The sequence below is a fragment of the Streptomyces niphimycinicus genome, from assembly GCF_018883605.1.
Taxonomy (GTDB): domain Bacteria; phylum Actinomycetota; class Actinomycetes; order Streptomycetales; family Streptomycetaceae; genus Streptomyces; species Streptomyces niphimycinicus.
Map to the genome: position 1 here is coordinate 1 of NZ_JAHLEM010000562.1, position 11,220 is coordinate 11,220.

At 72.6% G+C, this 11,220-nt stretch carries 9 protein-coding genes; 7 read left to right on the forward strand and 2 right to left on the reverse strand.

Annotated elements, in window-relative coordinates:
• From KN815_RS36415 to KN815_RS36440, 6 genes are all read left to right on the forward strand, one after another.
• Window positions 1-679: DUF6457 domain-containing protein (locus KN815_RS36415; protein ID WP_216346122.1), on the forward strand; the 679-nt coding region annotated here is incomplete at its 5' end.
• A complete protein-coding gene (locus KN815_RS36420; protein ID WP_372458574.1) occupies window positions 676-2,685 on the forward strand; it encodes a molybdopterin molybdotransferase MoeA in 2,010 nt (669 codons plus the stop codon). The genes KN815_RS36415 and KN815_RS36420, both read left to right, overlap by 4 nt.
• Entirely contained in the window at window positions 2,682-3,737 is a 1,056-nt protein-coding gene (locus tag KN815_RS36425) for a potassium channel family protein (RefSeq protein ID WP_216346123.1), read from the forward strand. Before KN815_RS36420 ends, KN815_RS36425 begins: the two co-directional genes overlap by 4 nt.
• Window positions 3,738-3,747: 10 nt before the next feature.
• Window positions 3,748-4,725 carry an NAD(P)H-quinone oxidoreductase gene (locus KN815_RS36430; protein WP_216346124.1) on the forward strand — a complete coding sequence of 326 codons (978 nt, stop codon included), beginning with the start codon at window positions 3,748-3,750 and terminating at the stop codon, window positions 4,723-4,725.
• 209 nt (window positions 4,726-4,934) lie between these two features.
• The gene (locus KN815_RS36435; protein ID WP_216346125.1) at window positions 4,935-5,525 is read left to right on the forward strand and encodes a hypothetical protein; all 591 of its coding nucleotides are present in this window, start codon (window positions 4,935-4,937) and stop codon (window positions 5,523-5,525) included.
• A 63-nt stretch (window positions 5,526-5,588) separates the two neighbouring features.
• On the forward strand, window positions 5,589-6,158 hold the full coding sequence (locus KN815_RS36440; RefSeq protein WP_216346126.1) for a bacterial proteasome activator family protein: 570 nt from the start codon (window positions 5,589-5,591) through the stop codon (window positions 6,156-6,158).
• 159 nt (window positions 6,159-6,317) lie between these two features.
• Here the strand turns inward: KN815_RS36440 and KN815_RS36445 are convergent, their stop codons facing one another.
• Window positions 6,318-7,979 carry a protein kinase domain-containing protein gene (locus KN815_RS36445; RefSeq protein WP_216346127.1) on the reverse strand — a complete coding sequence of 554 codons (1,662 nt, stop codon included), beginning with the start codon at window positions 7,977-7,979 and terminating at the stop codon, window positions 6,318-6,320.
• A gap of 312 nt (window positions 7,980-8,291) precedes the next feature.
• Between KN815_RS36445 and KN815_RS36450 the strand changes: the two genes are divergently transcribed.
• On the forward strand, window positions 8,292-9,866 hold the full coding sequence (locus KN815_RS36450) for a protein kinase domain-containing protein (RefSeq protein WP_216346128.1): 1,575 nt from the start codon (window positions 8,292-8,294) through the stop codon (window positions 9,864-9,866).
• A 54-nt stretch (window positions 9,867-9,920) separates the two neighbouring features.
• On the opposite strand, the gene KN815_RS36455 is transcribed toward KN815_RS36450, so the two are convergent.
• A complete protein-coding gene (locus KN815_RS36455) occupies window positions 9,921-10,958 on the reverse strand; it encodes a phosphotransferase (protein WP_216346129.1) in 1,038 nt (345 codons plus the stop codon).
• Window positions 10,959-11,220: the final 262 nt, after the last annotated feature.

An 11,220-nucleotide genomic window follows, 5' to 3' on the forward strand; every position in this document is an offset into this window, starting at 1 on the left:
CGTCGGCCCGCGCAGGCCCACGGCGCGGCCCGTACGGTGGGCCCGGGAGGAGCCCCCCGGCGGCGGCCCGGTCGCGGCCGTCGACGCGGGCGTCCGCCAGACCACCGCTCCGGTCGTCCTCGTCCTCTCCGCCGATCTGCCCTTCCTCACCCCCGAAACCGTGGAGACCCTCCTCAACGGCGTCGAGGGCACCGAAGGCGCCCAGCTCATCGACTCCGACGGCCGTGAGCAGCCCCTTGTCGCCGCCTACCGCGCCGAGCCGCTGCGCCGCGAGATCGCCCTCCTCGCCACCGAACACGGCGGTCTCGGCGGGCTGCCCCTGCGCCTCCTCGTCTCCGAGCTGGCCCTGGCCCGCCTCCAGCACCCCACGGCGTCGTTCGACTGCGACACCTGGGATGACATCACCACGGCTCGAGCGCGCATCAGGGAGCATGGACGCGTGTTGGACGAATGGATTACCGCAGTCAAGGCCGAGCTCGGGATCGACCTGGATGTCGACACCGCGGCGCTACTCGATCTGGCCCGTGACGCCGCACATGGCGTCGCCCGGCCCGCCGCCCCGCTGACCACCTTCCTCGTCGGCTACGCCGCGGCCCAGAAGGGCGGCGGCCCGGAGGCACTGGCCGCCGCGACCGAGAAGGCCGCGGCGCTGGCCGCGCGTTGGGCCGAGGAGCAGTGACACCACGCAACCCCCGGGACGGGGACCCGCTCGATCGAGAGGTCGACGAGGCGCTGGCGCTGGCCAACGAATCCCCACCGCAGGGTCCGGAGCGGCCACTCGGCAGGGAGGACGAGGACTGGGCGGACGCGGCCCTCGACCTGGCCAACGGCCGCCCGGACCGGCCCGCCCCCGAACGAGGCCGCGACACCGGCGCCGACCCGACCGGGACGGACTGGGCCGAGACCGCCCTCGACCTGGCCCAGGAGCGGCCGGCGAAACGGCGGGAGTGCCGCGATGAGGCAGATGAGACGGGAGGGGACGGGGGCGGAGCGGCGGGGGATCTGGAAGCCGACGTATACGTGTGGCGCGAATTTCTGGGTAATTCGACGTCAGAGGGGACTGGCGGCAAGAACATGCGGTCCAGGGCCCCCGCCCCGCAGCCCCCGGCCCCGGCCCCGTACTCGAAACGCACCCCAGCCGCACCCACCTCCCACCCGCATCCCCCTATGGACAAGCCGCACCGCAGCCCCACCTCCTGGCCCGACGCCCGCGCCATCGCCGCCCGCGCCGCCGTCAAGGAGGCCGCCCACGCCGCCCCGGTGATGCGGCCGCTGTCCGAGGCGCTCGGACAGGTCCTGGCCGCGCCGCTCGCCGCGCTCACCGACCTGCCGCCCTTCGACACCTCCGCCATGGACGGCTGGGCGCTCGCGGGCCCCGGCCCCTGGCGGCTGCCCACCTCCACCCGTGAAGACGAACCGGACCACGACCACGGCATCCTCGCCGGACACGGTGCGGCGGCCGCCCTGCCCGACGGCCACGCCGTCCGCATCGCCACCGGCGCCCGCGTCCCGCCCGGCGCCACCGCCGTGCTGCGCAGCGAGTACGGCACCGACGCGGGCGACGGCTGGCTCCACGCGTCCGCCGCCCACCCCGTCGTCCTCGGCCAGGACATCCGCACCCGCGGCCAGGAGTGCCGCAGCGGCGATCAACTGCTCCCCGCCGGGACCCTGGTCACCCCGGCCGTACTGGGCCTGGCCGCCGCGGCCGGGTACGACGAGCTGCCGACGGTGCGCAGGCCGCGTGTCGAGGTGCTGGTCCTCGGCGATGAGCTGCTCACCGAGGGGCTGCCGCAGGACGGCCGGATCCGGGACGCGCTGGGGCCGATGGTCGGGCCATGGCTGCGGGCGCTCGGTGCCGAGGTCACCGGCACCCGGCGGCTGACCGACGAGGCGGACGCGGTGTGCGCGGCGGTGGCCGAGTCGTCCGCCGATGTCGTCGTGACGACCGGAGGCACGGCCGCGGGGCCCGTGGACCACGTCCACCCCACGCTGCGCCGCCTGGGCGCGGAACTGCTGGTGGACGGGGTGGCGGTGCGCCCCGGGCACCCGATGCTGCTCGCCCGGCTGGCACCCGAGAACCCCGAGGACTCCAAGAAATCCGAGAACCCCGGGAAATCCGAAACTCCCGGACCCCAAACCCGCCCCGCCCGGCACCTGGTGGGACTCCCGGGCAATCCGCTCGCGGCGGTGTCCGGTCTGCTGACCCTCGCGGAGCCGCTGCTGCGGACGCTGACGGGCCGCCCGGCCCCCGCCCCCGGCCCGGCCCCGCTGGCCGAGGCCGTACAGGGGCATCCGCGGGATACCCGGCTGGTCCCCGTGACCTTCCGGCAGGACGCGGCGGTGCCGCTGCGCTTCACCGGCCCGGCGATGCTGCGCGGCATCGCGGTGGCCGACGGCCTCGCCGTGATCCCGCCCGGCGGGGCGAAGCGGGGCACCGAGGTCGAGGTGCTGGATCTCCCGTGGTCGGCGATCGCGACAGAGCAACTGAGCTACGCGGACCAAAGGCGCCACGCGGACCAAAGGCGCCACGCGGACCAAAGGCGCCACGCGGACCAAAGGCGCCACGCGGACCAAACGCGCCCCACAGGCCGAGCCCCCCGCACGCCCCGAGCGAGCCACCGTAAGGACAACGCAGCCCGCCATGGAGACGGTGAGGACATATCCCCCGAGGAGGGCCCGGCGTGAAGCTGCCCAGCCATGACGCGGCCGCCCGCACCCCCGGGGACGGCGGCCACCGCGTCCATCTGCCCCGCTTCCCCGCGGGCCCGCTGCGCCAGGTCGCCAGCCGGCTGCTGCTCGCGCTGCTGGTGCTGGTGCTGACAGTGGTCATCGTGTACGTCGACCGCGCCGGCTACCACGACAACTCCGACGAAAGCGTCGATTTCCTCGACGCCGTCTACTACTCGACCGTCACGCTGTCGACGACCGGATACGGCGACATCGTGCCGTACAGCGACAGTGCGCGGCTCAGTAACATCCTGCTGGTCACGCCGTTGCGCGTGCTGTTTCTGATCATCCTGGTCGGCACCACCCTGGAAGTCCTGGCCGAACGAACCCGCGAGCAGTACCGCCTGAACCGCTGGAGGTCAGCGTTGCGTGATCACACCGTCGTCGTCGGCTTCGGCACCAAGGGGCGGTCCGCGGTGCAGACCCTCTGCGCGACGGGACTGGCCAAGAACCGGGTGGTCGTGGTCGACCCCAACCACAAGGTGATCGAGGCGGCGAACGCGGACGGGTTCGCGGGGGTGGTGGGCGACGCGACCCGCAGCGATGTGCTGTTGCGCGCGGAGGCGCAGCGCGCCCGCCAGTTCGTGATCGCCACCCAGCGCGATGACACCGCCGTCCTGGTCACGCTGACGGCCCGGCAGCTCAACCGGGGCGCCAACATCGTGGCGGCGGTGCGCGAGGAGGAGAACGCGCCGCTGCTGCGCCAGTCCGGAGCCGACGCCGTGATCACCAGCGCCAGCGCGGCCGGCCGGCTGCTGGGCATGAGCGTGCAGAGCCCCACGGCCGGGGCGGTGATCGAGGATCTGATCCAGCAGGGCTCGGGCCTGGACCTGGTGGAGCGCACGGTGGTGAAGGCGGAGGTGGGCAAGTCGGTGCGGGACACCGACGACCTCGTGGTGTCGGTGCTGCGCGGCCATCGTCTGCTCGCGTACGACGACCCCGACGCCAGCCCGCTTCAGGCGGCCGACCGGCTGATCACGATCGTTCGCGCGCCGATGGTCCAGGAGTAGCCTCGCGGCCATGCATGCGATCACGATTCCCGAACCCGGTGGCCCCGAAGCCCTGGTATGGGCCGAGGTCCCCGATCCCGTACCCGGTGAGGGCGAGGTCCTGGTCGACGTGGCCGCCGCCGGTGTCAACCGCGCGGATGTGCTCCAGCGCCAGGGCGTCTATCCGCCACCCCCCGGAGCCGCGCCCTATGCCGGGCTGGAGTGCTCGGGCCGGATCTCGGCGCTGGGCCCCGGCGTCACCGGCCGGGCCGTGGGCGACGAGGTGTGCGCCCTGCTCGCGGGCGGTGGATATGCCGAGAAGGTGGTGGTTCCCTCGGGGCAGCTTCTGTCCCTCCCCGAGGGCGTGGACCTGGTCTCGGCCGCCGCGTTGCCCGAAGTGACCGCGACCGTATGGTCCAACGTCTTCATGATCTCCCATCTCCGGCCGGGCGAGACGCTGTTGGCCCACGGCGGATCGAGCGGTATCGGCACCATGGCGATCCAGCTCGCCAAGGCGATCGGGGCGCGGGTCGCGGTGACCGCGGGCGGCCCGGAGAAGCTGGCGGCCTGCCGGGAGCTGGGCGCCGACATCCTGATCGACTACCGCGAGCAGGACTTCGTCGAGGAGGTCCGCCGGGCCACCGATGGGGCCGGGGCGGACGTCATCCTGGACATCGTCGGCGCGAAGTACCTCGCCCGGAATGTGGAGACGCTCGCCACCAACGGCCGACTGGCGATCATCGGGCTCCAGGGCGGGGCGAAGGCCGAGCTGAACCTGGCCGCTCTGCTCTCCAAGAGCGCCGCCGTGACGGCCACCGGGCTGCGGGGCCGCTCGCTGGCGCAGAAGGCGGCGATCATCGCGGCGGTGCAGGAGCATGTCTGGCCGCTGATCGCGGGCGGCCGGGTCCGCCCGATCGTCTACCGCACCATCCCGATGCGGGATGCCCCGGAGGCCCACCGGCTGCTGGAGTCCAGCGAGCATGTGGGGAAGATCCTGCTGACGGCCTGAGCGGCGCGAGCAGGCCCGGAGCGGCCCGGCACAGACTCGGCACCGGCCCGGCACAGACTCGGCACCGGCCTGGCCTCAGCCGTACGGACGGCAGCGCCGCAGCCATGGCGGCGTCGCGGTCCGTACGGCGGCGCCCAGGGTGCCCGGTACATACCCTCATGTGACGCTGATCCCGTTACGCAACGGTTCGGCACGGGAGGGTGACCACCGTGAACCCTGCGACACTCCGCGCACTCCCCGCGGCGGCCCTGCTGGCGGGCACCGCCCTGACCGCCACCCAGGCGGCCCAGGCCGCCCACGCCGCATCCGCCACCTCAGCCGCCTCCACCACCCCCGCCGCCCGCGCCGAAGACGACGCCGCCGCCGAAGACGACGCGGCCGAAGCCGACGACGACGGCGACGACGACGGCGGCGGGCTGGCGGGCACCCGCGCGGGCGAGGGCCGTACGCACCCCGGCCGCACCCGGCCCCCCGCCCCCTCCCCGTCGGACGAGGACCCCTCGGCCGGGACAAGGGACGGCGACGGAGACGGGAACGAGAGCGGGAACGAGAGCGACGAGGGGGCCGGGCGGTTCTCTCTGGTGCCCGAGTGGACACCCTCCTCCCTCCCCATGCCGCAGCGCCCGGACAGCCACCAGGCGCGCGAACCGCTCCCCTCCGGGCAGCCTTACGGTGCTCAGCGGACCGCCGCCGAGCCCAGCGATCGGGCGATGCGGGTGCTGCCGCTGGGCACCGGTCTCGCACTCACCGGTCTCGGCCTCGGCCTGGCGTTCTTCGGTCTGCGGCTGCGCCGCCGCTGACACCGGCGCCGAATCCCCGACCCTCGCCCGCCGGACCGGATGCCGGTGCGGAACAATAGGGGTATGAACCAGCCGATGAACGAACGAGCGCAGGAGAGCCCGCACGTCCTGGTCGTCGGTCCGGACGGGATGGCACTCGGCGGCGTCGGCCCTGCTTCCGGCGAGGGCAGTGGGGACGACGAGTCGCGCGAGATTCCCGTGACCGACATGGTCGAGCAGCCGGCGAAGGTCATGCGGATCGGCAGCATGATCAAGCAGCTTCTGGAGGAGGTCCGCGCCGCACCCCTCGACGAGGCCAGCCGGGTCCGGCTCAAGGAGATCCACTCCAGCTCGGTGAAGGAACTGGAGGACGGGCTCGCACCCGAGCTGATCGGGGAGCTGGAGCGGCTGTCGCTGCCCTTCACGGACGAGGCGGTGCCGACCGAGGCCGAACTGCGCATCGCCCAGGCCCAGTTGGTCGGCTGGCTGGAGGGGCTGTTCCACGGCATCCAGACCACCCTGTTCGCGCAGCAGATGGCGGCGCGCGCCCAGCTCGAGCAGATGCGCCGGGCGCTGCCGCCGGGGCTCGGCGGGGGCGAGGAGGACGAGGGCGCGCCCAAGCCGGGCGGCGCCCGCTCGGGCCCGTATCTCTGAGCCACGCACCGTACGACGGAACGACGGAACGACGGAACGACCGTACGACGAAACGACGCCGCGGGCCGCACCTTCCGGTGCGGCCCGCGGCGTCGTATGAGGAGGCGGGCGGGGTGCGCCGGGCGCGTGGCCGGCGCAGAGCCGTGGCTGCCCCGGGGGCTATCCCGGGTTACCCGTGGAGACGGTCAGCTCGATGGTGTCCGTCTTGGGGTTGTACGGCTCGTAGTTCCGGTACGTGTAATTGAGGACGGTGCCCTTGCCCCACAGATTCTCGTCCTGGGTCACCACGCGGTACTTCCAGCCCGCGGCCCGGATGCACTTCTTCACCGAGTCGATGTAGAGGTTCTGGAAGTCGGGCACCGAGTACGTGCCCTTCTCGTCGGAGTCCTCGTAGGCGTCGGTGCACTTCGACGTTTCGATCGTCTTGGTCTTGTCGCCCATGCGGAAGCCCTCGGCGCTTTCGGAGGCCGACGGCTTCGACGGCTTGCCGCTGCCCCCGCCCCCCTTGCTCTCGTCCTTGGAGCCGCCGTCACCGCTGAACGCGATGGCCAGGACCACGGCGATGACCGCGACCGCCGCGACGACGGCGGAGCCTATGATCACGCGCTTGTTGCTGTTGCCGCCGCCTCCGGACGGCCCCGAGGGCGAGATGCTGTACGGCGGCGGGGTGCTGGGGCCCTGGTACGAGGGCGCCGGGGTCTGGTAGCCGTGCTGCCCCATCGGCGCAGTGGCCGGGGTCGGGGTGGACGGGCCGAAGGTGCCGTACTGCCCGGCGGAGGGCTGCGGCTGATACGGCGTCTGGATGCTGCCGGGACCGGGACCGGGACCGGGGCCGGGGGCGGGCGTCTGCTGGTCGATCGGTGGGAAGACGGCCGAGCCGACGCCGACGCCGCTGCGGGCCGGCGGACCGCCGCTGATGATGATCGGGGAGGCGCCGGTCTGCCCGGTGCGGGTGACCCGGGCGCATTCGTCGCGCATGGCCTCGGCGGTCGGGAAGCGCTCGTTCGGGTTCTTCTTCAGGGCGCGGGCGACCAGCGCGTCCACCGCGGGGGGAATGGACTGGTTGATCGTGGAGGGCGCGACCGGCTCCTCCTGGACGTGTGCGTACGCGATGGCCAGCGGCGAGTCCGCGTCGAAGGGCAGCCGGCCGGTCAGCAGCTCGAAGAGCATGATGCCGACCGAGTACAGGTCGCTGCGGGCGTCGACGCCGCGGCCCAGCGCCTGCTCGGGGGAGAGGTACTGCGGGGTGCCGACGACCATGCCGGTCTGGGTCATGGAGGTGACCCCGGACTGCATGGCGCGGGCGATGCCGAAGTCCATGACTTTGACCACATTACGCTTGGTCATCATCACGTTACCGGGCTTGATGTCGCGGTGAACCAGCCCCATCTCATGGCTGATTTCCAGCGCCGCCAGCACATCGCCGGTGATCTTCAGCGCCTTTTCGGTCGGCATCGCACCGTATTGCCGGACATCGGTGTCCAGAACCGCGCGCAGCGGCTGGCCCTCGACGTATTCCATGACGATGTACGGCATCAGCGAGCCGTCGACCGAGTCCTCGCCGGTGTCGAAGACCGAGACGATATTGGTGTGCGTGAGTTTCGCTACAGCCTGGGCCTCGCGGCGGAACCGCTCGCGGAAGGACTGCTCGCGCCCCAGCTCGGTGTGCAGCGTCTTGATCGCGACCTGGCGGTCCAGTACGGAGTCATAGGCCAGGTGAACGGAGGCCATTCCGCCCTCGCCCAGCAGGTCACGCAGTTGATAGCGGCCGTTCGCCAGAGAGTGGCCGTGATACCTGCCCGATGCGCCGTACTGGCTCATTTCGTGCTTCCCCCTTGGCGCACTCACTACTCTGACGCGCACGTTTCGACGCATTGATCTTGATGTTCTGGATATCGTGGCCAAGTCTGCCCGAGGCCACGGACACGTCAAGCCGCGTGCCCGTTCCGTGACCGGATGAGCAAGAACCCGTCACGCGATTTGCATCGCTTTGGCGTCAACAGGTTTGATGGCCGGTCCATCGCCAACCGATGTACGGCGCGAAGGCTGTAGCGTGCCCTAGCAGGAACCGTACCGCCCGTGGGCGGGGCGATCTCGACCAGACCCCCACCGAGAACGAGACGGCGAGGACCGATGGCACAGACCCAGAGCGCCCAGGGGCCCTCCGAACCTGACGCCAGCGGGTCCGGAATGCCGGATTTGCCCGAAGCGTGGGGCAACGGAGGGCTTGTTGGCGATGGCCGATATCGGCTTACCGGTCGTCTCGGCCGCGGCGGTATGGCGGAAGTCTTCGCCGCCGAGGACCTCCGGCTCGGCCGGACGGTCGCGGTCAAGCTGCTCCGCGCCGATCTGGCCGAGGACCCGGTGTCCAAGGCCCGCTTCACCCGCGAGGCACAGTCCGTCGCGGGGCTGAACCACCACGCCGTGGTGGCGGTCTACGACTCCGGCGAGGACACCGTCGGCCAGAACACCGTGCCGTACATCGTCATGGAGCTGGTCGAGGGCCGGACCATCCGCGATCTGCTGCTCAACGCCGAGGCCCCGCCGCCGGATCAGGCGCTGATCATCGTCTCCGGGGTGCTGGAGGCGCTCGCCTACAGCCATCAGCACGGCATCGTGCACCGCGACATCAAGCCCGCCAACGTGATCATCACCCACAGCGGCGCGGTCAAGGTGATGGACTTCGGCATCGCCCGCGCCCTGCACGGCGCGCAGTCCACCATGACCCAGACCGGCATGGTCATGGGCACACCCCAGTACCTCTCGCCGGAGCAGGCCCTCGGCAAGGCCGTGGACCACCGCTCCGATCTGTACGCCACCGGATGTCTGCTCTACGAGCTGCTGGCGCTTCGCCCGCCGTTCACCGGGGAGACCCCGCTGTCGGTGGTCTACCAGCACGTCCAGGACACCCCGGTGCCGCCCTCGGAGACCTCCGGCACGGTGCCGCCGGAGCTGGACGGCCTGGTCATGCGCTCCCTCGCCAAGGACCCGGACGACCGGTTCCAGAGCGCCGAGGAAATGCGCGGCATGGTCCAGTACGCGCTCCAGATGCTCCACGAGGCGGGCGGCCACACCGGTGTCTGGAGTACCGGCCCGGTCACCCAGCACCTGGGCGCCGCCACCCCCGCCATGGGCATGCCGGGTGTGTCCGGGGCCACCACCGCGCTGCCCCACCCCGGTCATGGCGAGACCTCCCAGCAGCCGATCGTCACCGGCCCGGGTGGTGACGGCGGCTACCACGGCGGTTCCGGCCGCCGTAAGGGCCGCGGCAAGGTGTGGCTGATCGCGGTGCTCGCGGTGATCGCGGTCGCGGCGGGGGTCGCCTTCGCCCTCCAGGCCGGCAAGAAGGACGGCAACAAGCAGCCGGACAAGCCCAAGACGTCGGTCACCCAGGACAAGAGCGACAAGCCGAGCCACAAGCCGACCGACGACACCAGCGGCGACTCGGCCCCGACCGACGACTCCACCGCCGGGAACACGGGCGACGACTACACCCCGTCCGGCGACCCGAGGCCCTCGTACTCCGAAGACCACCCCACGAACCAGCCGACGGACTCGCCGACGGACCCGGGCACCAACGTGCCCACCGACGATCCGACCACCCCGGGCGGCAATGATCCGACCACCGAGCCCACCGACGGCGGGACGACCGATCCCACCACCGATCCCACCGATACGGCGGGCTCCACGGACGGCGGCATCCCGTAACGGTCCGGGGGCGCCCCGCGGCGCCCCCTCCCAAGGCCCTCTCCGGGCCGGACGTCACCCGCAGAAGGCGTCCCGGACCGCGTCGTACTCCCGGGTCCACCACACCACCAGCGCCGCGGCCGCCGGGAACTGCGGATCGGCGCGCCGGTCCCCGCGCTGGTAGCGCCAGCGCAGCATCCAGAAGTCGTTGAGCCGCTCCCACCACACCCGGTGCACGGCCGCGGCCATCTCAAAGGCCCCGGCCCCCGCCGTGCAGCGGTACGCCCGCGCGTAGGAGCGCACCTTGGTGAGCTCCAGGGTGCCGTCCGGCCGTACGAAGAAGATCGCGGCGGCCCGGACCGCCTCCTCGGCCCGCGGCTGCACCCCGAGCCGGTCCCAGTCGACGATGGCGGCCGGTTCCGTGTTGCGGTAGAGCAGGTTCAGCGGGTGGAAGTCGCCGTGCACCCAGCCGGCGGCCGGCGCGGCGTGGGCCTCCGGGCGGCGGTGGGCGTGCCGCTCCAGCAGCGTCCGCCGCTCGACCAGGCGGTGCTCGGCGAGTTCGTCGAAGCTGTCACGGTCCCGGCGCCCCCGGATCAGCGTGAGCAGCTCGTCGATGACGGCGAAGGTGTCCTCGGGGTCGGCCGCCGCCTCGGGCGGCCGGCGGTCGCCCGTACGGGCCCGCATGACGCGCTCCAGACAGGTGTGGACAAGCCCGAGCAGGCCGCCCAGCCGCCAGCACTGGGGGGCGGTCAGCTCACCGCCGGCGCGGTGCTGTCCGTCGATCCAGGGGTGTAACGCGTAGCAGCGGCCGCCGATGACGGCGACCGTACGGCCGTCGGCGTCGGGGACCGGCGGGGCGACGGGCACCCCGAGCGCGCCCAGCCGCTGGGTGACCCGGTGCTGGCGGGCGATGGCGGTGCGGTCGCCGTCGAGGTGGTGTTTGAGGAAGAACCGGCCGCGGGTGGTGGCGAGGCGGTAGCCCCGGTTGAGCAGTCCCTGGGTGAGCGGTTCGCAGGAGACGGCCTCACCGGCGCTGTCGTAGCGGCGGAGCAGGGCGCCCAGGGTTTCCCCGTCGGGAGCGGCCTCGGCGGAGTGTACATGTGAGCGCGGCACCTGCCAGATGTTAGATCACCGGGGATCACCGCCACGGCGCGCGAGGACGACGACGCACGGCCCGCCGGGGTGCGGCCGGACGGCACGCCGGGGTGCGGCCGGACGGCGCGCCGGGGTACGGCCGCACGGCACACCGGGGTACGGCCGGTCGACCCGTGACGGGCCGACGCGTCCCGGCCCGTGTCGCCCGCCCGGGGCCGGGGTGTCCGGCGCGGCTTGGCGCCTGCGGCGGGCTGTTTCCCCTCCCCGCCCCTTCCCTCAA

Bases quoted from the DNA above. Each gene is read 5' to 3' on its own strand.
- KN815_RS36445 (WP_216346127.1), bottom strand. From the start codon at position 7,979: ATGAGCCAGTACGGCGCATCGGGCAGGTATCACGGCCACTCTCTGGCG.
- KN815_RS36450 (WP_216346128.1), top strand. From the start codon at position 8,292: ATGGCACAGACCCAGAGCGCCCAGGGGCCCTCCGAACCTGACGCCAGC.
- KN815_RS36430 (WP_216346124.1), top strand. From the start codon at position 3,748: ATGCATGCGATCACGATTCCCGAACCCGGTGGCCCCGAAGCCCTGGTA.
- KN815_RS36440 (WP_216346126.1), top strand. From the start codon at position 5,589: ATGAACCAGCCGATGAACGAACGAGCGCAGGAGAGCCCGCACGTCCTG.